23 protein-coding genes are annotated in these 22435 nt (G+C 59.8%); 20 read left to right on the top strand and 3 right to left on the bottom strand.

What is annotated here, in order from left to right:
* Window positions 1–30: 30 nt before the first annotated feature.
* The 11 genes from ACN0X0_RS13495 to ACN0X0_RS13545 all read left to right on the top strand — a co-directional run bounded on the left by ACN0X0_RS13495 (window position 31) and on the right by ACN0X0_RS13545 (window position 12134).
* The gene (locus ACN0X0_RS13495; protein WP_417279575.1) at window positions 31–1197 is read left to right on the top strand and encodes an efflux RND transporter periplasmic adaptor subunit; all 1167 of its coding nucleotides are present in this window, start codon (window positions 31–33) and stop codon (window positions 1195–1197) included.
* A gap of 1 nt (window position 1198) precedes the next feature.
* Window positions 1199–3145: a MacB family efflux pump subunit gene (locus ACN0X0_RS13500; protein ID WP_417279576.1), complete on the top strand. Its 1947-nt coding sequence runs from the start codon at window positions 1199–1201 to the stop codon at window positions 3143–3145.
* A gap of 95 nt (window positions 3146–3240) precedes the next feature.
* A complete protein-coding gene (locus tag ACN0X0_RS13505; RefSeq protein ID WP_417263402.1) occupies window positions 3241–3921 on the top strand; it encodes a MotA/TolQ/ExbB proton channel family protein in 681 nt (226 codons plus the stop codon).
* Between the two features lie 3 nt (window positions 3922–3924).
* The gene (locus ACN0X0_RS13510; RefSeq protein ID WP_417263403.1) at window positions 3925–4302 is read left to right on the top strand and encodes an ExbD/TolR family protein; all 378 of its coding nucleotides are present in this window, start codon (window positions 3925–3927) and stop codon (window positions 4300–4302) included.
* Between the two features lie 5 nt (window positions 4303–4307).
* The gene (locus tag ACN0X0_RS13515; RefSeq protein ID WP_417279577.1) at window positions 4308–4736 is read left to right on the top strand and encodes an ExbD/TolR family protein; all 429 of its coding nucleotides are present in this window, start codon (window positions 4308–4310) and stop codon (window positions 4734–4736) included.
* Complete coding sequence (locus tag ACN0X0_RS13520) at window positions 4733–5572, top strand: TonB family protein (protein WP_417279578.1); 840 nt, start codon at window positions 4733–4735, stop codon at window positions 5570–5572. Before ACN0X0_RS13515 ends, ACN0X0_RS13520 begins: the two co-directional genes overlap by 4 nt.
* A gap of 93 nt (window positions 5573–5665) precedes the next feature.
* The gene (locus tag ACN0X0_RS13525; protein WP_417279579.1) at window positions 5666–6553 is read left to right on the top strand and encodes an NAD-dependent epimerase/dehydratase family protein; all 888 of its coding nucleotides are present in this window, start codon (window positions 5666–5668) and stop codon (window positions 6551–6553) included.
* Complete coding sequence (locus tag ACN0X0_RS13530) at window positions 6550–7167, top strand: sugar transferase (RefSeq protein WP_417279580.1); 618 nt, start codon at window positions 6550–6552, stop codon at window positions 7165–7167. Before ACN0X0_RS13525 ends, ACN0X0_RS13530 begins: the two co-directional genes overlap by 4 nt.
* A 126-nt stretch (window positions 7168–7293) precedes the next feature.
* Complete coding sequence (locus ACN0X0_RS13535; RefSeq protein ID WP_417279581.1) at window positions 7294–9177, top strand: polysaccharide biosynthesis protein; 1884 nt, start codon at window positions 7294–7296, stop codon at window positions 9175–9177.
* A gap of 105 nt (window positions 9178–9282) precedes the next feature.
* Window positions 9283–11424 (top strand): YjbH domain-containing protein, encoded by a 2142-nt coding sequence (locus ACN0X0_RS13540; RefSeq protein WP_417279582.1) that lies wholly within the window; start codon window positions 9283–9285, stop codon window positions 11422–11424.
* 5 nt (window positions 11425–11429) lie between these two features.
* The gene (locus ACN0X0_RS13545; protein WP_417279583.1) at window positions 11430–12134 is read left to right on the top strand and encodes a YjbF family lipoprotein; all 705 of its coding nucleotides are present in this window, start codon (window positions 11430–11432) and stop codon (window positions 12132–12134) included.
* Window positions 12135–12203: 69 nt separating this feature from the next.
* On the opposite strand, the gene ACN0X0_RS13550 is transcribed toward ACN0X0_RS13545, so the two are convergent.
* Window positions 12204–12464 (bottom strand): hypothetical protein, encoded by a 261-nt coding sequence (locus ACN0X0_RS13550; RefSeq protein ID WP_417279584.1) that lies wholly within the window; start codon window positions 12462–12464, stop codon window positions 12204–12206.
* A gap of 443 nt (window positions 12465–12907) precedes the next feature.
* Between ACN0X0_RS13550 and ACN0X0_RS13555 the strand changes: the two genes are divergently transcribed.
* The 6 genes from ACN0X0_RS13555 to ACN0X0_RS13580 all read left to right on the top strand — a co-directional run bounded on the left by ACN0X0_RS13555 (window position 12908) and on the right by ACN0X0_RS13580 (window position 18403).
* The gene (locus ACN0X0_RS13555; RefSeq protein ID WP_417279585.1) at window positions 12908–14047 is read left to right on the top strand and encodes a capsular biosynthesis protein; all 1140 of its coding nucleotides are present in this window, start codon (window positions 12908–12910) and stop codon (window positions 14045–14047) included.
* A gap of 71 nt (window positions 14048–14118) precedes the next feature.
* Window positions 14119–15141 (top strand): aspartate-semialdehyde dehydrogenase, encoded by a 1023-nt coding sequence (locus ACN0X0_RS13560; RefSeq protein WP_417279586.1) that lies wholly within the window; start codon window positions 14119–14121, stop codon window positions 15139–15141.
* 333 nt (window positions 15142–15474) lie between these two features.
* Window positions 15475–15687, top strand: a complete 213-nt coding sequence (locus tag ACN0X0_RS13565; protein WP_417263413.1) for a hypothetical protein — start codon at window positions 15475–15477, stop codon at window positions 15685–15687.
* Between the two features lie 123 nt (window positions 15688–15810).
* The gene (locus ACN0X0_RS13570; protein WP_417279587.1) at window positions 15811–17463 is read left to right on the top strand and encodes a mucoidy inhibitor MuiA family protein; all 1653 of its coding nucleotides are present in this window, start codon (window positions 15811–15813) and stop codon (window positions 17461–17463) included.
* Window positions 17464–17838: 375 nt separating this feature from the next.
* Window positions 17839–18063, top strand: coding sequence for a hypothetical protein (locus ACN0X0_RS13575; RefSeq protein WP_167600964.1), 225 nt, complete (start codon window positions 17839–17841; stop codon window positions 18061–18063).
* A 34-nt stretch (window positions 18064–18097) separates the two neighbouring features.
* The gene (locus tag ACN0X0_RS13580; protein ID WP_417279588.1) at window positions 18098–18403 is read left to right on the top strand and encodes a hypothetical protein; all 306 of its coding nucleotides are present in this window, start codon (window positions 18098–18100) and stop codon (window positions 18401–18403) included.
* A gap of 14 nt (window positions 18404–18417) precedes the next feature.
* Here ACN0X0_RS13580 and ACN0X0_RS13585 read toward each other — a convergent pair whose 3' ends face one another.
* Window positions 18418–19065, bottom strand: coding sequence for a carbonic anhydrase (locus ACN0X0_RS13585; RefSeq protein ID WP_417263416.1), 648 nt, complete (start codon window positions 19063–19065; stop codon window positions 18418–18420).
* Between the two features lie 220 nt (window positions 19066–19285).
* On the opposite strand from ACN0X0_RS13585, the gene ACN0X0_RS13590 reads away from it, so the two are divergent.
* The 3 genes from ACN0X0_RS13590 to ACN0X0_RS13600 all read left to right on the top strand — a co-directional run bounded on the left by ACN0X0_RS13590 (window position 19286) and on the right by ACN0X0_RS13600 (window position 21927).
* Window positions 19286–19609, top strand: a complete 324-nt coding sequence (locus tag ACN0X0_RS13590) for a hypothetical protein (protein WP_417279589.1) — start codon at window positions 19286–19288, stop codon at window positions 19607–19609.
* A gap of 111 nt (window positions 19610–19720) precedes the next feature.
* Window positions 19721–21103, top strand: coding sequence for a leucyl aminopeptidase family protein (locus ACN0X0_RS13595; protein ID WP_417279590.1), 1383 nt, complete (start codon window positions 19721–19723; stop codon window positions 21101–21103).
* A complete protein-coding gene (locus ACN0X0_RS13600) occupies window positions 21100–21927 on the top strand; it encodes an NlpC/P60 family protein (protein WP_417279591.1) in 828 nt (275 codons plus the stop codon). The genes ACN0X0_RS13595 and ACN0X0_RS13600 overlap by 4 nt, the downstream gene beginning before the upstream one ends.
* 8 nt (window positions 21928–21935) lie before the next feature.
* Here the strand turns inward: ACN0X0_RS13600 and ACN0X0_RS13605 are convergent, their stop codons facing one another.
* The gene (locus tag ACN0X0_RS13605) at window positions 21936–22292 is read right to left on the bottom strand and encodes a DUF2794 domain-containing protein (RefSeq protein WP_417279592.1); all 357 of its coding nucleotides are present in this window, start codon (window positions 22290–22292) and stop codon (window positions 21936–21938) included.
* Window positions 22293–22435 lie beyond the last annotated feature (143 nt).

The following is a 22435-nucleotide window of genomic DNA, read 5'->3' on the forward strand; positions in this document are numbered from 1 at the left end:
TCGGGCCATTCGGGCCGTGAAAGGACTTTCATGAAAACGCCGTTTCGTCTCTTAGGTTTGGCCCTCGTTGTTGTGGTCGGATTTGTCGGCTGGACGCAATTGTCCGGTGAAGATGATGCGGTCATCCCGCAAACCGCACGCGCGACACGCGGGACGGTGCAGGAAACCGTGCTGGCCTCCGGCGTGATCGAGGCGAGCCAGTTGGTGAGCGTCGGCGCGCGCACCTCTGGCCAGATCGAGGAACTGGCCGTGAGCTTGGGGGACGCGGTGGATGCGGGCGATTTGATCGCGCAGATCGACAGCGAAGATCAGCAAAACGACCTTTTGCAGGCGCAGGCGGACCTTGCCAATATCGAGGCGCAGATTGCCGCGAAACGCGCCAATATCAAACAGGCGGAACTGAGCCTGACACGGGTCACCAGCCTGCATGCGCAAAACTATGCCTCGCAGGAGGATGTCGAGGCGGCCGAGGCGACGCTTGAGGTCTACACCGCCGAACTCGACGCCCTGAACGCGCAGAAATCCAGTGCCGAGGTCAAGGTCTCCACCGCCCAGATCGCGCTCGATCGCACGAAAGTCACCGCGCCCATTGCCGGGACGGTGGTGGCCGTGGTGGTCGATGCGGGTCAGACGGTGAACGCCAGTACCGATGCGCCGACCATCGTGAAACTCGCCAATCTCGACAACATGATCGTCAAGGCGGAGATTTCCGAGGCCGACGTGGTGCATGTCGCGCCGGGGCAAAATGTGCGGTTTTCCATTCTGGGCGAGCCGAACAAGGCGTTTGAGGCCACCGTGCGTGACGTTGAGCCAGCGCCCTCCGAGATCGAAGACAGCGACACGATCAGCACGGATGAGGCGATTTACTACAACGGACGGTTGGAAGTGGATAACCCCGACCATCTGTTGCGCATCGGCATGACGACCGAGGTGTCCATCGTGTTGGACGAGGCGGTCGATGTGTTGACCGTTCCGTCGTCGGCGCTCAGCAGCACGCCGGAGGGCTATTATATGGTCGAGATTTACGACGAGGGCGACAACACGCGCGAAGCCCGTCAGGTCGAGGTCGGTCTGAACAATAAGGTCACGGCAGAGATCGTCTCTGGTCTCAACGAAGGCGATCTGGTGGTCACCGGCGGGGCCGTCTCCGTGAACACCTCCGGCAACACCCGCATGGGTCCGGGAAGGATGTTCTAAGATGACAGAGCCGCTTATTTCCGCCCGTGGCATCAGCCGATCCTTTCAGGCGGGGGATGAAACCATCACCGTGCTGCGTGACGTCGACATCGACATTTATCCCGGCGAAATGGTTGCCATCATAGGCACCTCCGGCTCCGGCAAATCGACGCTGATGAACATCCTCGGCTGCCTCGATCGCGCCAGCGCCGGGCAGTATGCATTCAACGGCAAGGATGTGAGCGATCTGAGCCCCGATGAGTTGGCACAGCTCCGGCGCGAGCATTTCGGGTTCATCTTTCAGCGCTATCAATTGCTTTCTGATCTCGATGCGGTCGGCAATGTCGAAGTGCCCGCGATCTACGCCGGTGCCAGCCGCGCGGCCCGACGTGATCACGCCAAAGAACTCTTGGAACAGTTGGGCCTCGACACCCGCCTCGATCACCGGCCGTCCGAATTGTCGGGGGGGCAGCAACAGCGGGTCTCCGTCGCCCGCGCCTTGATGAACGGTGGCGAAGTGATCCTCGCCGATGAGCCCACCGGCGCGCTCGATACCAAAAGCGGCGAGGACCTGATCAATCTGCTTTTGGAATTGAACGCCAAAGGTCACACCATCGTCATGGTCACGCATGATCCGAATGTCGCGGCGCACGCGCATCGGATCGTCGAGATCAGCGACGGGCGGATCATTTCCGACACGCGCAAAGAGGACACCTCTGTTCCAACCGCCCAATGGTCACGCCAGAGCGCGGATCGCGGCGGTTTCGGCGCCGGTCTGCGGCGGTTGGTCGAAGCGTTCAACATTTCGCTCAAGGCCATGTTGGCCCATCGCACGCGGTCTTTTTTGACCATGCTGGGCATCATCATCGGCATTGCTTCCGTGGTGCTGGTCGTGGCTTTGGGTAATGGTTCTCAGGAAAAAGTGCTGGAGAACATCTCGTCCTTGGGCACCAACACGATCACCGTGCGGGCGGGGTCGGGGTTTGGCGCCCGTGACCAAGGGCGGATCGAAACCCTTGTGCCGTCGGATGCGGCGGCTTTGGCACTTTTGGATCTGGCCGACAGCGTGTCGCCTGCCGTGTCCTCCTCGGCCACCGTGCGCTATCGCAACACCGAAGCCTCCGCCGCGATCAACGGCGTGTCGGGCGATTATTTCCAAGTGCATTCCTATGAAACCGTCTCTGGCTCCGTCTTCACCAAAGATGATGTCGACAGCTACGCCCAAGTCGCCGTCATCGACGCCGACACGCAGGAGACTTTCTTTGGCGCGAATTCCGATCCTCTGGGCGAGGTGATCCTTCTGGGCCATGTCCCGGTGCGGATCATCGGCATCGTGCAATCCACGGGCGCCACCTTCGGGCCTTCGTCGCTCAACGTCTGGGTGCCCTACACCACGTCGATGGCGCGGGTCTCCGGTCAGGACAATCTCGACAGCATCGGCGTGCGTGTGGCCGATGATTACGACATGACGCTGGCCGAGGCGGAGATTTCTGCGCTCTTGACCTCGCGCCACGGGACCAAGGATTTCTTTCTGTCGAACACCGACACGATCCGCGAAACCATCACCTCGACCACGGAGACGCTGACCTATCTGGTGGCGATGATCGCGGTGATTTCGCTGGTCGTGGGCGGCATTGGCGTGATGAACATCATGCTGGTCTCCGTCACCGAGCGGACCAAGGAAATCGGCGTGCGGATCGCCATCGGGGCGCGGCGATCCGACATCGTGAGCCAGTTCCTGATCGAGGCAGTGATGGTCTGTTTCGTGGGCGGCATTTTGGGCATCCTCGGTGCGCTGACAGGCGGCTATCTGATCGAGGAATTCGCCTCAAGCATCCGGCTCAGTTTTTCGACCACAGCAATTGTCGTAGCCTTCCTGTCCTCGACCCTCATTGGCATCACCTTCGGGTTCCTTCCGGCGCGCAATGCGGCACGGCTCGACCCGGTGGTGGCGCTCAGTCGGGAATGAGGGAGGTAACTTGACTAAAAGACTAGGATAATTTATCCGGGGCCAAACGCCAGCTGAATGGATCAGCCAGCTACACGCATTGTATGGTGACTGACATGGATGATTCGGCTCTCTTCTCAACTCTGTTCGATTTTCTCGCCCAAGGTGGCCCGTCGATCTGGGCCATTGCGGCGCTGTCGGTAATCACCCTTGCGTTGATCCTCTGGAAGGTTTGGGATTTGGCCTATCTGGGCGCATGGCGCAGCCGGGCGGTCAGCGAACGCGCCTTGACGCTTTGGGCGGACGGCGAGAGCGCTTCCGCGCGCGACGTGCTGGCTGGACGCAAGGGCCTGCGCTCGCGGTTCCTGCGCGAGGCCTTCGAGGCGCATGAAAACGCCGCCTTTGACGATGCTGCAGCAGAGGCTGAGACCACGCGTCTCGCCAAGAAAGACTTGGAGCGTACGCGTGCCGCCCTGCGCCCGTTGGAGTTGATTGCCACGATCGCCCCGCTTTTGGGTCTGCTGGGCACCGTTTTGGGCATGATTTCCGCCTTCCAAACCCTGCAAGAAGCCGGTGCCAAAGCCGATCCTGCGATGCTTGCGGGCGGCATTTGGGAAGCCCTTCTGACCACCGCCGCCGGTATGGCCGTCGCCATCCCCGCCTCCATCGCCTTCACCGGTTTCGAGGCCGTGGCCGACCGCCTGCGTCACGAATTAGAAGACATGGCGACCCGCGTGTTCCTGCGCTCCCGTGCGCCGAAGGACACCCGCCTGAGCGTCGCTCAAGCGGCGGAGTGAACCATGGATTTCGGCGCACCCCGGCGCAAACACCGGATGTCGCTCACGCCGATGATCGACGTCGTGTTCCTGCTTTTGGTCTTTTTCATGCTGGCCTCGCAATTCGGTACGCCCGCGCAGCTCTCATTGAGTTTGGGCGGCGGCGCTTCGAGCGGTTACACTGGCCCCGCGCGTTTGATCCGCGTGGACGATGAGGCCCTGCACCTCAACGGCACGGCGCGCAGCGAAGAAGACATCCTCGCCGCTTTGCCAGGATTGATGGATGGCCCCGAAGACATGATCATCCTGCGCGCCGACGAAGAGGTGCCGCTTCAACGGGTGATCGAGGTGATGGAATGGCTCGGCACCGAAGGCTATAGCAACCTCGTGCTGGTGGAGTGAGCAACATGGATTTTTCCAACAAGCCCCGCCAAGCGCCTGCCGAGAGCGTTGTTCCGATGATCAACGTGGTTTTTCTCTTGCTGATCTTTTTCCTGATGACCGCCCAGATCGCGCCACCTGCGCCCATCGAGGTCGACCTGCCCGACGCGGGTGTCGAGGCCGAGGTTGAGGCCGTTTTGCCGCTGTTCTTCGGGCGCGATGGTCTTTTGGCGTTTCAAGAGGCTCAGGGCACGGAAGAGGCGCTCCATGCCTTGGAAATCGAGCGATTGAGACTTTGTGCCGATGGCGGCTGTGAGGGCAGCGCGGGACCAAGCATTGCCCTTCACGCAGACCGCGAAGTGCCCGCCAAAGATGTTGCGGCGCTTTTGCCGAAACTCTCGGCGCTCGGCTTTTCGCAGGTGGAGCTGGTCACCAACCAAGGGGGAGGCGCATGATGAAACGACTTCTCACAGGAACCGTGTTTGTGGGGCTGGCCGTCGGTGCGCATTTGGCCGTGGCGGCCGTCAGCCTTGCGGACAATTCCACGGGGACCGAAGCGGCTGGTGCTGGCGGCGAGGCGCATCTGACGCTTCAGGCCTCTGATGTGGCTTTGGCGGCGATGGTGGAGCGGTGGGAACAACCTATCGAGCAGCCCGTCGAACAGCTCGACATGCCGCGTCCCGAGGCGCCGGTGATGCCGGAGCAACCCCAATTGGACCTGCCGGAGATCGATCTGGCCCCGTCGCAAAAGGCACTGCCGCTGCCGATGCAGCCGCAGCAGACGGCAGAAAGCTTTGCCGAGCCTGAGGTGCCGACCACGCCACCGCCGCCGAAACCGCCAGAACCTCCGAAACCAGCAGAGCCGCCCAAGGCCCAGCCCGCAGAGACAACCCAGCAAGCGCGCGCAGGCAGCGAGCGCACGAGTAACGCGACCCGTGCCGCTGGCAGCGGTGGCGGTGCGCAGGCCGGGCAGGCGCAGAGCGCACAGGCGGCAGGTCTGTCGAAAGCCGCGCGGCAATCGGCGCTGAGCAAGTGGCAGTCCGTCGTTCGCTCACGGATTGAACGCCGCAAACGCGCGCCGCGCGGAGGCGGCTCCGGCACCGTGACCTTGCTGATCAAAGTTGCGCATAGCGGTGCTTTGCAAAGCGTCAGCGTCTCGAAAAGTTCGGGCAGTGCGGCGTTGGACAATGCGGCCATCGCAGCAGTGCGCAGCGCCAGACTTCCGGCGGCCCCTGCCGAATTGACGGACTCGGTCTTCAATCTCATGTTGCCGATGCGGTTTGACGGGTGAGCCGTCAGGTGAACGTGGCGTTGAAATCTCTGATTTCAGGTTGGTTCTAAACGGGTTAGCATGAGGGGGCATGCTGAATTGGGAGTGCCTTTCATGCTTGAGACCCGCATCGCGTTCCTTGGAGCCTCCGGTCGTATCGGTCGGTTGTTGCGTGGCGCTGAACCTGTGTCGCAAAATCCCCGGATGGTCTGGCAGTTCCGCGATGAAGTCCCTGCGGCGGCGCATGGGTTTATCTGGTCCGATTTTTCCAATCCCGCGCCCCTCATCGCCGCGCATCGAAAGGCGCCCTTTCGCGCGGTCTTGGTCTTTAGCGGCGCGGCGCAGGCGGGGGATAAGCGCGACCCTGAGGCGATGCAGGCCAATGTGACCCTTGTCGATCAGGCCATCACGGCAGCCGCAAAGGCGGGTATCCCACGTGTCCTTGTGGCCTCTTCCTCTGCCGTCTATGGCGCGGGAAAGGGGCGTGCCTTTCATGAAACCGACCCGCTTGACCCGCTCAATGCCTATGGTGCTGCGAAAGCCGCGATGGAGGCGCTTGCTCTGCGACGTGCGGCGGAAGAAGGGCTCGACATTTGTGCGCTTCGGATTGGCAATGTCGCGGGGGCGGATATGTTGATTGGCAATGCCGTGGCGCGTGCGGATGCGGATGGGCCTCTGATCTTGGATGTCTTTCCGGATGGCGTCGGACCGCGACGGTCCTATATCGGGCCTCACAAATTGTTTCATGTTCTCAAAGCATTGTCAGATTATGAGGGGCTTTTGCCTACCTGCCTCAATCTGGCGGGAACACGTCCTGTCGAGATGAACGCCCTGCTCGAGGCGGCGCAGGTTCCGTGGCAGGCGAGACCACAGACCGATCCCGGCCATCAGAACATCACGCTCGATTGTGCCGCTTTGGCAAAGTTGTGTCCGGGGGTTGACCTCGACGCCTCGGCGGAGGACATCATAGCCGACTGGCAAAGATGTCTGGAACGGAAATGACACTCGGGAAGCGCCTCTTTGACATCTTCTTTGCGCTGCTGCTCGGGGCGTTGCTTTTGCCGGTGATGATCGCCATTGCCGCGCTTGTGTTGTTGCGTGATGGGCGCCCGATCCTGTTTCGATCCGAACGGATGCAGACCCCGGAGCGGGCCTTTCAGTTGATCAAATTCCGCACCATGACGGTGAATGCCGCCGATCATGGCGTGTCCGGCGGCAATAAAGATCACCGGATTACCCGCACCGGCGCCATGCTACGGCGCACCCGTCTGGATGAACTGCCGCAGCTTTGGAACATCCTCAAAGGCGATATGTCCTTTGTCGGACCACGCCCGCCACTTCGCCTTTACGTTGAAAAGTTCCCGGAGATTTATGTGCCGGCTTTGCGCAGTCGACCGGGGGTGACCGGGCTTGCCTCACTGGTTTTTCACGAACATGAGACGCGGCTTTTGGCGCCGTGTCGGAGTGCGGAAGAGACGGATCATGTCTATAGTGTTCAATGCGTGCCCCGAAAAGCACGTCTGGATTTGATCTATCAAAAAAATTCAACTCTTTGTTTTGATATGGAAATTATAATGAAAACCGTGATGGGAGCCCTGCGCAAACTGAAAATCTGAGCGTGGTTTTGCCGACCCTCGCCAAACTTTCGCAGAAAGCGAATTCTTTGGCTGGACTTACCATTTATGCATATTTTAGGGTTAAAGATACAAGGGGCGGGATTACACTTTTAGAGCGAGTTGGCTTTGTACAAAAAAATGCTGATCGTTGGGCTGACCTCCTTGCCCTATAAGCTTGTGCGGGCAACGCTTTTGGTTGCGGACGTCGCGATCATCGCCTTGGCCCTTTCCATCACCAATCTTTTCCTGCAAGGCACGAAACTTGTGCAATGGCCGGCTGCAACGCTTTGGGCCTATCCGGTCGTCTTGCTGACGGGGACGGCTCTGGTGTTTGGGCTGCGCTTGCATCGCATCAAACTGGTGATGCTCAATTCGACCGACGTTCTGAATATCGCGCGGGCCAGTTTTGCCTTGGCTGTGACCCTTTTTGTGACCCTTCTGGTGCTTCAAGGTGAGCAGGTCTTTGAGACAGTTTTGACCTTCGGCACCTTTGCCTTTTCCGGCATGGTCAGCGCGCGCGCCATTGCTGTGGCCGTTCTCGGGCATCTGCGCGAACATATGCGTAAACGCAAAACGGTCGCCATTTTCGGAGCCGGTGCCGCAGGGGTGCAACTGGCCTCCGCGCTCAGCCAGTCCGTGGACATGCGGGTCGTGGCATTTTTTGATGACAATCCGACAATGCATGGCATGGAAATCGGCGGCATTCCGGTTCTGTCGCCTGCGGATTTTGTCGGCGAAGTGTTCCGGAATTCCATAGCCAAGCTGATGATCGCCCTGCCTGACACCGCCCGTCAACGCCGCAACGCCATCGTCGCCATGTGCGAGCGTGCTGAGATCGAGGTGCAAATCCTGCCGTCTTTCATCGACCTTCTGGCCGACCGCGGCAACGCCAGGCTGCGTACTGTGGAGCCGCATGAGGTTCTGGGGCGCGGTAAAGTCGATCTGGAAACGCCCGAGGTTGCCAAGAGCTATGCCGGGCGCGTCGTGATGGTCACGGGGGCCGGTGGCTCGATCGGATCGGAACTTTGCCGACAGCTATTGAATTGCCGCCCTGCGAAAATCATTCTCTTCGAACGCAGCGAATTCAATCTCTACTCCGTGGATCGCGATTTGCGAGATCGGGCGGACAAGCACAATATCCCGATCAAGGCCTGTCTCGGCTCGATCACCAATGCCAGCCGCCTGCGCAATGTGATGCGCAAAGAGGGGGTGGAGATCGTCATCCATGCCGCGGCCTACAAACATGTGCCTCTCGTCGAGGACAATGAGATCGAGGGCGCGCGAAACAATATCATCGGCACCAAAACGCTCGCGGATGTGGCGGTCGAGGAAAAGGTCGAGCGCTTTATCCTTGTTTCCACCGACAAGGCCGTGCGGCCGAGCAGCGTGATGGGGGCCACGAAGCGGATCGCGGAGCTGGTGATCCAGGACATCCAGACCCGCGCGCCGAACACCAAATTCGCCATGGTCCGTTTCGGCAATGTGTTGGGCTCTTCGGGGTCGGTCTTGCCGCTTTTCCAGTCCCAGATCGAAGCGGGCGGTCCGGTCACCGTGACGCATCCCGATGTGCGCCGCTATTTCATGACCGTGTCCGAGGCCTCTCGTCTGGTGCTTTTGGCCGGGGCCTATGCCGAGGGCGGCGATGTTTTTGTGCTCGACATGGGCGAGCCGCAGAAAATCATGAATCTGGCGCGGAGGCTGATCCAACTCTCCGGGCGCAGGGTGTTCAACCCCGCGACCGGCGAAGGCGATATCGAGATCCAGATCACCGGCCTGCGTCCTGGCGAGAAGCTGTGCGAAGAACTGTTTGTCACGCTCGACAATCTCCGCAAAACGCCGCATGCCAAAATTCTCCGCGCTGAAGAAGCCATGCTGAGCCAGATCGAAGTTGCGGGAATGCTGCGTGAAATCCAAAGCGCGATTGAGGGTGGCAACGCGGAGATGCTGCGCAAGGTTGTGACCGATCGACTGGACGGATACCCGGCGCCACAAGTGCAGCGCGAGGCATAAAGCCCACAACAGCCACGCGGTCCGCGATTTCTGGAAATCTGTGTTCAGTTTTAATGTGAAACGCTTTAGTCTGCCTAAAACAAGAAAGCGGTGGGGAACCGAGCAATGGTAAAGAGGACACGAGCGGCACATCGGGACGCGGCGCAATGGTTTGGCCTGAGTGTTGTCGTGGCCGGGTCTCTGGCTGTGCTCCATGGTCAGGCTGCCATGGCCCAGAATGCCTCAGGCACGCATTACGGCTTTTATGGCAACCCGGGCCTGCTCGATATGCCCACGGCCGAGGTGGCGCCGGATGGTCAGTTGAGCCTGTCGCACAACCGTTTCGGCCCGATGCGGCGCTCGACGTTGACCTTCCAGATCACGCCGAAACTGAGCGGGAGCTTTAGCTATACCGGCACGGATGATCTGACCGATGAGTTTGACATCTATTGGGACCGGACCTTTGATTTGTCTTATCAGATTGTCGATGAGGGCGCGCTTCGCCCCGCCATCGCCGTGGGTCTGCGCGACTTCATCGGAACGGGTCTTTTGAGCAGCGAATATATCGTTGCGACGAAATCCATCGGCGCGCGGCTGAAAGTCACGGGCGGCTTGGGCTGGGGCCGACTGGCCTCTGAGAATTCCCTTGGCCTGTCCTTTGGCGAGCGCGACGAAACGGTGGTCGAAACCGGCGGCACGTTGAATTCCGGGCAATGGTTCCGTGGCCCCGTGGGCACCTTTGGCGGCTTGAACTATGCGCTCACCGACAAGCTGACGCTTCTGGCCGAATATTCGTCGGACGCCTATGTCGCAGAGACCGAGCGCGGCATTCTCGACCACGCCTCGCCCTACAACGTCGGGCTGTCCTACGCGATCCATCCGAATATCTCGATGACCATGGCGTATATGTATGGCGACACCTTCGGGTTCGGCATCAGCGGCCATCTCAATCCAAACAACCCGGCCTATGCAGGCGGGATCGAAACCGCGCCTTTGCCGGTGAAACAACGCCCGAGCCGGTCCGCCGATGCCTTGGGTTGGTCCGGGGCCTGGATCGAGGACGGGCGCGATGCGCCGGGTATTCGCAAGGCGCTTGCCGGGGCGATGGCCAAAGAGGGGCTGACGCTTGAGGCGATGTCTTTGACCGCCACCCGGGCTGAGATCGAATTCCGCAACACCCGCTATCCGGCGCATGCTCAGGCGCTTGGGCGTCTGTCACGGATTGCCTCCCGCGCCTTCCCGCCCTCGGTCGAGACCTTTGTGTTCACCGAAGTGGTCCAGGGCATGCCGGTGCAATCCACCGTGATCCCGCGCCGCGCCATCGAACAGCTCGAATTCGAGCCCGCCGGCGAAATGCTCGCTGTCACGCAGTTTGTCGACCCGCGCGCATTGCCCTCTGATCCGATGGTGCGCGCCGAGGGCGCCTATCCGGATTTCAACTGGAGTGTGAGCCCCTATCTGAGCGCCACGCTGTTCGATCCGGATAGCCCGATCCGCGCCGATTTGGGCCTGCGGGGCAATCTGTCCTATGAAGTCGCGCCGGGGCTGTCGCTGACCAGCACCGCGTCGCTGAAGCTGACGGGCAACGTTGATGACTTGGAGCCCCACAGCGACGACGATGCCCTGCCGCCGGTACGTTCGAATGCAGCGCAATATTCCAATCAGTTTCAGCTGAATTCTCTGGCCGCCAACTGGTATGCGCATCCGGCAGAGAACGTGTTTACGCGTGTCTCCGTGGGCTACCTTGAGCGGATGTTCGGTGGTGTCGCTGGTGAAGTGCTTTGGAAAAAGCCGGAAAATGCCTATGCCATCGGGGCCGAGGTGGCCTATGTCCAGCAACGCGATTACGACGACCCGTTCGGCTTTCAGGACTATGACGTGGTGACGGGCCATGTCTCCGGTTACATGGATTTCGGCAACGGTTTCCACGGCCAGCTTGATGTCGGTCGCTATCTGGCCGAGGACTGGGGCGCGACGCTGACGCTTGACCGCGAATTCAATAACGGCTGGCGTGTTGGTGCCTATGCGACGCTGACCGATGTGCCCTTTGAGGATTTCGGCGAGGGCTCTTTTGACAAGGGCATTCGGATTTCCATGCCGGTGGATTGGTTCATCGGCACCCCGACCGCAGAGACCCGTGACCTCAATCTCAATTCGCTGTCACGCGATGGTGGCGCGCGGCTCGATCTTTCCGGTCGCCTCTATGACCGCGTGCGCGATGCGGGGCAGGCCGAGGTCGAGGATCGGTGGGGCCGGTTCTGGAGATGAGAGAGATGTTGACTGCTGCGCGTCTGCACAAAGCTGTTTTGGGTCTTCTGCTGGTGTCGGGGCTGGCGCTGTCGGCCTGTGGCAACGATGTCGCCACCGATCGCACAAAGGCAACCTTGGATGAGGTGGGCGCGATGATCAAAGCCGCCTTTGGTCGGAACGCCTCCGCCACCGGCCCGGGTGATCCGAATGTCATGATCGCCAATGCGCTCAGAGAGTTCGAGGGCGCGCCCTTGATGTTCGTGCTGCGCGAAAAGACCGGCGCCTATGGTATGGCCTCTATCTACGGGCAGAATGGCCGTGTGACGACCTGGGTTACGCGCGATGTCGTGAGTATGAGTTTGGATCGTCCGATGCTGACCGCGACGCGGGGCTTTGGCAACGATCTGATGTCTGTCGAAGATGGCGGCGCCGCCGGGTTGATCGCCGCGCGTCAGGCGGGGACTGTTCAGAAGACCTACCGCTTTCTCGACGGGCAGGATCGTACCAGCCGCTTGATCCTGAGCTGTTCCATCGTTCCGGGCGAAACGCAGACGGTGGAGAGCGGGGTGATTTCGACCTCGACCCGTGTCATGCGGGAAACATGTCGCAAGGATGCGTTCAAATTCACAAACACCTACTGGATCGACGCGCAGGGTCGCATGGTGCAATCCGTGCAATGGGTCGGGGCCGAGAATGGCCAGCTTGTGTTGCGCCGGGTGAGATGGTGAACGGGACTTCAAAATGAAAACGGCGGCTGATGAGCCGCCGTTTCAAAACATCAGTATGTCAGCCAAGGCTTAGTCTGGCGGCTGGTTGTTGCCGCCGCCGTTGCCACCAGAGGAACTGGTGCCATCAGAGGAACCGGAGTCGAGCGCCAGAGCGATCGCAGCAGCGCCGAGCAGAAGCAGGAGCGCGTTGCCGCCCATGGAACCGGCAGAGGAGCTGGAACCTTCTTGAACGACGACGGGAGCGTCGATCATCGGCTCTTCATAGCCGCCAGCGAAGGAAGCGGAAGCGGTCGCAAGGGCGAGCGCAGAAGCGAGGACAACTTTTTTCATCTTTAAGTATCTCCATTACGACGATGCACTCAACCTTTCCGGCCAAGTTCACGGCCAATCTCGCATATGTGTTTCGGGCTGAAAACCTTTTAAGTTGTATGGGGGTAATGGCGCCGGGGTTTTCGATGAAACGTGGCTATTTGGCGTCACATACTGAAGTGTGCAGTCGGTTTCGGCATTTTTTTGCTTATAATGCATGGAAAGATAAGGAGTTTTTTCATCGAAGGCTGGGCGCGCGCAGCACATGTGATGAAGATTCTCCCCCCAAATCAGATGAAAGGACCCATCGCGATTCGTATCTTCGTCCGACCTGAGCTTTTAGATTTCTGTCATCGCTTGTCGAAATCGTGCCGCAGGCTTAGATCGATAGAGGTGGCGCGGATCACGAAACTGTGGGCCGCAATATGTAAAAGCGACAAAGAAAACGATAAGGGCGAGCTGTGGTGATAACCTATCTCAAGGGGTTTTCGAAGAAAAAAGACAGCTTCATGTCCTCCGTGGCGCAGCTCGACGGCGGCGCCCGTGTGCTTTGGACGATCCCTTGGTCTTTGCGTGATTTTCCGGAGACATTGGAGCGTGTCGAACGCGCGCTGACCGTGGCCAAAAGACAGCCCAAAGGCGCCATGGGACGCGGTCTCAAGCGATTGCTTTTAAGGCTGCAATACAACGGATCGCGTCGCTATTTCCTGCGTCACCCCGACACGATTGCCCTATGCTGGAACGGTGTCACCGGGTCTCGACGGCTGTTCATGGAGGGCGCGCGCGATGCGGGCGTGCCGACGCTTTACGCCGAGCTTGCCCCTTTTCCGGGCCGGATGCAGCTGGACCACACGGGCGTCAACGCGCTTGGTTCTCTGCCGCGCGATCCACGGTTTTACACTGCCTGGGCCGCCGGGCGCGCGGATCGGCAGGGCGAGGGCTGGCGGGCGTTGGGCGACACGCTGACGGCGCGGGCCTCAAGGCGATCTGACGTGGGTCAGAAATCCGGTGCCGATTTGGCGCAGGAGAATTTCATCTTTGTGCCGCTGCAAGTGCCCAATGACAGCCAGATCACCCTGTTTTCCGGCTGGGTGCGGTCGGTCGAAAACATGATCGACATGCTGGCTTTGGCGGCGTCCTCTCTGCCCGCGGGCTGGCACATTCGGATCAAGGAACACCCCTCCGCCAAGATTTCTCTGGCCGATGCGCTTACCCGCGCAGTTGAGATTTCCGGCCATCGTATCCGCATCGACAATGACACCGACACCTTCGATCAGGTCCGCGCCAGCCGTGCCGTTTTGACCATCAATTCCTCGGTCGGGCTCCAGGCGTTTTTTTACGACAAACCTGTGATCACCCTCGGCGAGGCCTTCTTTGCCCAGCCGGGGCTCGTGCATGTGGCGGGGAGCATCGAAGCGCTGCAAGACACCCTGTCAGAGGCAGAATCGCTAAGCTTTGACCCGGCCCCGCGCGCGGCTTTCATGAATTATCTTGATACGGTGCATTTCCCAAAAGTGTCGATCCGGGAGGATGGCAGCGTCGCGGTCGATGAAACTGCCGCAAAGGCGTGCATTCAGGCCGCGCGTCAGGCGATCTCACATTAAACGCTTTTCTCCAAAGCCCCTTTCTTGTAAGGCTCCGCGCCAGTCACCCTAGGACTGATGAGGAGACCCAAATGGGCTATAAAGTCGTCGTCGTGGGCGCCACGGGCAATGTGGGCCGCGAAATGCTGAACATCCTCGCTGAACGCGAGTTTCCTGTTGATGAGATCGCCGCACTCGCGTCGCGCAAATCTCTCGGCACCGAAGTGAGCTTTGGCGACAAGACCCTGACCACCAAGGATCTCGACACCTTCGATTTCGCAGGTTGGGACATGGCTCTCTTTGCGGTCGGCTCCGACGCCACCAAAGTCTACGCCCCGAAAGCGGCGGCTGCGGGCTGTGTCGTGATCGACAACTCGTCTTTGTATCGCTACGATCCGGAAATTCCGCTGATCGTGCCGGAAGTGAACCCGGACGCGATCGAGATGTATTCCAACAAGAACATCATTGCGAACCCGAACTGTTCCACCGCGCAGATGGTCGTGGCTCTGAAACCGCTGCATGACCGTGCCAAGATCAAACGGGTCGTGGTCTCTACCTACCAGTCTGTGTCCGGGTCTGGCAAAGACGCGATTGACGAGCTGTGGAACCAGACCAAGGGCATGTATGTCCCGGGTCAGGAAGTTGCGCCGTCGGTCTATCCGAAACAAATCGCCTTCAACGTGATCCCGCATATCGACGTCTTCATGGACTCGGGCGACACGAAAGAAGAGTGGAAGATGATTGCTGAGACGAAGAAAATCGTCGACTCCTCGATCAAGGTCACCGCGACCTGCGTGCGTGTGCCGGTCTTTGTCGGTCACTCCGAGAGCATCAATATCGAGTTCGAGGACTTCCTCGACGAAGACGAAGCCCGCGAAATCCTGCGCACCGCGCCGGGTATCCTCGTGGTCGACAAGCGCGAAGCTGGTGGCTACGTGACCCCGGTCGAATGCGTTGGCGATTTTGCGACCTTCATTTCCCGCATCCGTCAGGACGTGACCGTCGAGAACGGCCTGAACCTTTGGTGTGTCTCCGACAACCTGCGCAAAGGCGCGGCACTGAACGCGGTGCAGATCGCGGAATTGCTGGGCCGTCGGGTGCTCAAAAAGGGCTGAGACGCTCAAACAGGCTTACTAAACTCTTAACGAAAGGGCGCTTGCGAGCGCCCTTTTTCGTTGGACGATTCGCCTTTATCGGGCCATTTCGCGGCGAACTGGCCGCTTTCCTGTCGCAATTGCCGAAGAGGGCAGGTCGCAACCGCATCGAAATCACGCGAAAAACATTGATTTTTAAACGAGCAATACTCTGAAATTTAGGGAAATTCCGCGGCTCCTCAGGGCGCGAGACGGCGTTAACTTTAAACTTTATTCATCCGCGCGGCGCAACTGTGGTGCTGCTATGTTTACTCTCGGCCTGACAGCAGAGCCATGCAACGAAGGGGTAGGGTGATGTTTCGAGTGAAAATCGATCTCGGCGCGATGCGTCATCACGACATCAAAACAACGGACGTGGGTGCATCCGAGCGTTCAGTCGACCGTCTGGGCGATTGGGCAGAGGAATTGGCCAAGCCCGCGCCACAGCTCACCCGTGAGGATCTGTGCAAGACCTTCCATGAGAAGTTTCAGGACGGCTACCGCCGCGAAACCAAGACCGTGGCCTGATCAGAGGCCGGGGGATCGGCGAGGTTTCGCCGCAGGGGAAATCAGGGGCAGCCGGGTCCCGAATTCCCCTTGCGCAGGTCGGCCCCGCATTGGACCTTTCCTCCGACCTTTAAGGAGGAAATCATGTTCCCGAATTTTACCACGCGCTCCATTCTGACCCTCACCTGTCTCGCAGGGAGCGCCTTGATCGCGCTGCCCGCCTATGCGGAACGCTTTGAGGCGCGCAGCCTTGTGACCGAGGCGACGCTCTATCCCGCAGGTGCGATGATCACGCGCGATGCGACTGTCTCTCTGCCGGAAGGTCAGCATGAGATCGTCTTTGCCGACATTCCGACCCGTCATTCCTACGAGGAGATTGCGCGGAACATGCAGATCCGTGTCGAGGGAGGCGAGCTTGGCCCAGTGGCTTACGGCATCGAAGACATCTCCAAGGCGCTGCTCATTCGTTCAGAGGCGGAGAAAGCCGCCTTGGCGCGTGTCGAGACGCTGGAGGGTGAGATCGACGACCGGCGCGCACAGATTGCGCAAATCGGGTTCGAGGCCGAGGCCGCCAAAGACACGCTTGCCTATCTCGCGCGGCTGTCTGACGGAAGCGATGCGGAGCAAAGCGCGGCCACTGCGCGGATGATCCGCGAAGAATCCCTTGCCGCCCGCCTTGCGCAGCAGGACGCGGAGCGTCGCACCAAGGCCGCAGAAGAGGCCATGGAAGACCTTGAGGCAGAGCTGGCGGAGGCCACGAAGGCGCTCGAGCTTTTGGTGCCTTCCGATGAGAACCGCATCTCCATCACCCTGCCGGTGACCATGGAGCAGGCCGGCGATGTCGAGATCAGCTTTACCTACATGTCCAATGAGGCCGCCTGGCAGCCGCGGTACGCTGCACGCCTGAACACGGAGGACAGCACCCTGTCGCTCACGCGTTCGGTCGTCGCCATGCAAGACACCGGCGAACCTTGGACCGATGTCGCGCTGACCTTTGCCACGGATGACCCGACCCGCCGCAGTTTCCCGAGTGAGGTCTATCCGCTGATCCGGCGCGTCTATGACCCGCGCCCGGTCGAGCCGCTGATGCGGAATATGGCGGATACGGCGATGGTGGAGGGCTATGCCGAGCCGGTGATGGAATCGCCCGCGATGGTGCAGAAGATGAACACCACCCTTTCCGGCCTCAGCCAGACCTATAGCTACCCGACGCCTGCGACGCTCTATTCGGGCGAGGATGCGGTGGAATTCGCTCTGGCCACCGTCGATCTGTCGCCGGAGATTTTCGTGCGCGCCGTGCCGCTGCATGAGGAGGTGGGGTATCTGATGACGAGTTTCACCAATGAGACGGGTGAGATGCTGGTGCCGGGTCCGGTGCAGTTGATCCGCGACGGGGTGAGCATTGGCGAAGCGGCCTTCGATACGTTGGTCGACGGCGCCGAGGCGGAGCTGTCTTTCGGACCGATGGATGGCGTGACCGTCAAACGTGTTTTGCTGACCGAGAACGAAGGCGACCGAGGGGTAATTTCGAAATCTAACGAAATGGAGACGGAATGGCGGATCGAGGTCGCGAACTTGACGGCACGGAGCTGGCCAATCGAGGTTGTGGACCGCGTCTCCGTGTCTGTGCAGGACGCGTTGAAAGTGGACTGGTCGGCGTCTCCCGAGCCGGATGTTGAGGACATGGATGACCAGCGTGGCGTGCTCGCGTGGCATTTCGACCTTGAGGCGGGCGATAGCCAAGAGATCAGCCTGAGCGAAAATCTGCGCTGGCCGGAGGGCAAGATGCTGCAATGAGCGCGGCTATTCGTCAGATGTGACCTACACTTTATGCGGGAGTCCGGATCGCATCCGGGCCCCCGCGATTCGGAAATTTTAAGGCCATGTTAAGCCTGTCACAAAGCTGCCGCAGGAGGGTCAGATCACCGTCACGGGTCTCAAGACAAGTTAACCAAAATTTAAGCGATGAAGAGAATTTTAACTTTTGAAATCCGCCTCTTAACGGGGTGGTATCTCTTTGACTCTTAAGACATATTGTTTGTGCATCTGCGGGAAAAATCGCAAATGTCTCAAATTGTTTCCATGCTCCATTTCCGCCAACCGACCACCCGTGTTCCCATGATCCCAAGGGTTCCGGGGGTCAGGAACGATGCGCGACGAAAGGACGGAAACATGATCAAGCTGATGAGAACCGCAGGTCAGCCTGTCGAGGCCAAAGGTGGGCTCCTTTTCAACTGGGACGTGCCCGCAGCCGACGCCGCAGGCCGACCGGCCAACCACAATCTGACCCGCGAAGCACGGCGTTCGAACGTCATTTTGCTCGGTGGTCACCATTCCGAACCGGATTATCGCCCGGACCTTGGCGCGCGCGTGTCGCACCTCGCTAAGGCCGCCTGAACGCGATCATAACGACATTTGAAAGGACAAACTCATGACCGACTATCTCGCAAAAGCCCGCCAAGGCCGCATCATCGCGCTGAATCTGCATCAAAGCGGGGCCGTGATGTTCTTTCCCGAAGAGCTGGATGAGCCCGTCGCAACGGCTCGGCCCAGCAGCCATCACATCATCACGCAGGTGAGCAAACCGATGTTCGTGCGCTCGGCCTCTGTCACCTCCGGCGCCATGATCGATGCGCCGCGCATGGAAGATGTCGCCAATACGCCGCTCATTCTGACCGAAGAGCACGCTGTGTCGGCAGAGGACGCCGTTGAAAACGTCCTGCGCCTGGTTGCCTGATTTCACACCGGATTTTAGACTGGCAAGAACGACTTCGTTTCGGGATCGTACTGATGCAAATCACCCTCGCCAATATCCGTCCAGAGCCCGTGGAGGGTGAGATCGCCCTTCTCGACGGCCTCGCGGACAAAGGGGAAGGTCATCAGGTTTTCGAGCGAGACGAGAATGGATTCTTTCTCGAGGGCGCGTTTGCGTTGATCCTCCGGAATTTGCAGGACGCGCTCGTAACCTGGGCGGAGGATGTCCATCCAGCGACCGACAAAGGAGGACTTTTCCTCAAGCTCCGGCGCATTGCCTGAACACATGTCGTAACAGCCCTGCACACCGCCACAGTTGGAGTGCCCGAGCACGACGATATGAGCGACCTTCAGTGCGGTGACGGCATATTCCACCGCCGCGGATGTCCCGTGGTGGTCGCCGTCGTCCGTGAAGGGCGGCACGAGGTTGGCGATATTGCGGTGAATGAAGAATTCGCCCTGATCCGCGCCGAAAATGGATGTCACATGAACACGCGAGTCGCAGCAAGAAATGATGAACGCCCGGGGACGTTGTCCTTCGTCTGCCAGACGGCGATACCAGGACTTGTTTTCCGAAAATGTGGTGGCTTTCCAACCTTGATAACGTTGCACCATATAGTTCGGGAGAGGTTTTGCGTATTTCATCGCTGCGGAACTCACTTTGTGGAGGTCAGGGATAATCGTGGCGAATGTAATGAGAGTTTTCGAGGAATTCGAGTGAAAAACCTATTCCGATTAAACCTTTTCTTGAGGCTGATCGGTCAAAGTCGACACATAGCGCGTGGGGCGCATGAAAAATTGGGGTATTGATATGGTGGTGGCAAGGTTGCGACCTGATGGGTCTGTGCAGGTTGATCGAGACCGTTTGGATCAGCTTTATAATCAGCTTGGGACGTCCGGCGCAGACGGGGTTGTGTCCCGTGCGATGGAGGAGCTTGCGGTGCGGCTGTCGAAGGTCGAAAGCAGCTATAAGAAAGGCGATTTCGAAGAGATGCAGCGCGCTGCACGCTCGATGATCGCCATTTCGGAACAGATCGGCATGGTCACTTTTGCGAAGGTGGCCGAGGATGTGAAAACGCTGGCGCTGGCGGAGGACAGCACGGCTTTGGCGGCCTGTGTTGCGCGTCTCATGCGGATCGGGGAGAATTCCCTTCTGGCGGTTTGGGACCTTCAGGGCGCCTCGCTTTAGGAGCGATCAAAAAGAATTGGTTCATGTGGCACCAAAAGGTGCTGTGAACCAGCTTGCAGGTGGCATCGGATGGGCTAATCTTGGGGCAATCCTCAAGAAAGGCCCTATTCGATGCCACTTTCCTTTGCCGCACCCGGCAGCGCGACCCTTCCGCTTCATCTGATCACACCAGACCAGCTCGACGACACGCTGGCCGGTCTCAATGCCGCGCAGGCCGATTGGATCAAGGCACAGGGGTTTGCCGCCTCTTCGGGAAGCGTTTGCACCTATCCGGGCGCATCGGGCATCGCGGGCGCTGTGGCAGGACTTGGCTCTGAACAGGACCGTTTGCGCGGGCGATTCGCTTTGGGAGCTGTGCGGAAATCTCTGCCGAAAGGTGTCTATCATCTGGAAACGACCCTTACGGGGGCGGCGCTGGATGAACAGCTTCTGGGCTGGCTCTTTGCAGGCTATATCTTTGATAAATATGCCAAGACATCAGCGCCCGACGCTGAACTCGTTGCGCCCGAGGGTGCCGATGTCGCACGGCTTGAGGCCATCGCGGCGGGCGAAGCCCTCACCCGCGATCTGATCAACACGCCCGCGAATGATATGGGGCCTGCGGAGCTGGAAGCCGCCGCAGTGTCACTGGCGAAGGATCACGCGGCGGAAATTTCTGTCATCACCGGCGCCGATCTTTTGGCGCAGAACTTCCCGATGATCCACGCCGTCGGTCGCGCCTCTCCACGTGCGCCGCGGCTGATCGACATGCGCTGGGGCAAAGCCGGTCCGGTGCTGACGCTCGTAGGCAAAGGCGTGTGTTTTGACACCGGTGGGCTGAACCTTAAACCGGGCGCGTCCATGGGGCTGATGAAAAAGGATATGGGCGGTGCTGCCACGGTTTTGGGGCTGGCGAAAATGATCATGGCGCTGGAACTGCCGCTGCAACTGCGCGTGTTGATCCCGGCGGTGGAAAACGCCGTCGATGGCTCCGCCTTCCGCCCGCAAGACATCCTGACTTCGCGCAAAGGTCTGACTGTCGAGATCAACAACACCGATGCCGAAGGGCGTCTGGTGCTGGCCGATGCGCTGGCGCTGGCCGATGAAAGCCCGAGCGACCTGGTGATCTCCATGGCGACGTTGACGGGGGCGGCGCGTGTGGCGCTTGGCCCAGATATTCCGCCGTTTTTTGCCACCGACGACACGGACGCCAGCGTGCTGGCCCAGGCCTCGATGACAGTGGCCGATCCGGTCTGGCAGCTGCCCTATTGGGAGCCCTATGAGCCGATGATCGAGCCAGGAATTGCCGATCTCGACAATGCGCCCTCGGGCGGTATGGCGGGGGCGATTACGGCGGCTTTGTTCCTGCGCCGCTTCGTGACGGAGACCCCGCGCTATATGCATTTTGACATCTACGGTTGGAACCCCTCCGCCAAACCGGCGCGATCAAAAGGCGGTGTGGGACAGGGCGCGCGAGCCATTCTTGCCGCGCTTCCGGAGCTGTTGAAGCTGTGAGTGATCGTCGCCTGACCCCCGCCAACACGCGTGTGGCCCTAGATGGATTTGCCCATGCGGGGCAGGCCATCGTAATGCCCGAACGTGCGACGATTTCCACCCCTCTCGCGGATTTGCGCGCCAGTCCCTCCGGCAAACGCGACCGGCAATTGCTTTGGGGGGAAGGGTTCGATGTGCTGGAGCGACACGATGGCTGGGCCTTTGGTGTCGCGGCGCGGGATGGCTATGTCGGATATGTCGATGAGAGCATGCTTGGCCCGGATCAGGCGGCAACGCACCTGATTTCGGTGCGCGCCACGCATCTCTACCCGACCGATTCGTTCAAAGCCGAAGAGCGCACCAGCCTGTCGTTTGGCGCCCGCATTCGGGTCGTTGATGAGCGGCACAAATTCATGGAAGTCGCCTATGGAGACGGTACGGAGACAGCTTTCGTCCCCAAACCCCACATCCGTCCCATAGAGCGGCCTTTCACCGATCCGGTGACCATCGCGCAGCTGTTCTTTGGCACGCCCTATCTTTGGGGCGGTAATTCGGCGTTCGGGATTGATTGTTCGGGGCTGGTGCAGGCGGGGCTTTTGGCCTGTGGCATTGCCTGTCCGGGTGACAGTGATCTGCAGCAAAGCCTCGGGGGCGAGGCCTCAGGCGGCTATCAGCGTGGTGATCTTTTGTTCTGGAAAGGCCATGTGGCGCTTTGTGTCGACGAAGAGGTGCTGATCCACGCCAACGCGCATCATATGGCTGTGGCTTACGAGCCGATCGCGCGCGCAATTGCCCGAATCGAGGCGCAGGGCGACGGCGGGGTGACGGCTCATCGCAGGCTTTGAAACCGGCGCTAATCGACCGGGCGAATGAGTTTCCGGTCGAAGACCCGCAACACGGTGCGCAAATCCGCACCCCGTTTGAGGATTTGCCCGTCCATGCCAATCACCGCATACATCCCCTGTTTGCCGCGCAGTTTGGGGCGCTTTTCGATGCTGTACAAAGGATGTTCGGCGGTGCGGCGAAACACGGCAAAAACGGCGACGTCTTTGAGAAAGGACATGCCGTAATCGCGCCATTCGCCCGCGGCCACCATGCGTCCATAAATGCCCATGATCGCGCCAAGCTCGTGGCGGTCGAAAACGACCTTGTCTGGGGCTTGGGGGCTCTGCGGTTGGCCCGGAAAGGGCGTCGGCGTTTGTATGGTCATGTCTTAAGAGTGGGGCCAATCGTGCGGTAAATCAAGAAAACTCCACCACATCGTGAATGCCGCCACATTCTGGGCACAAAATGGCCCATGTTTTTTCTTTCTTGGTTCCTCATTTGGCCCGGATCGACAGGCATAACAGATGT

This window comes from Celeribacter sp., from assembly GCF_048270365.1.
Taxonomy (GTDB): Bacteria; Pseudomonadota; Alphaproteobacteria; order Rhodobacterales; family Rhodobacteraceae; genus Celeribacter.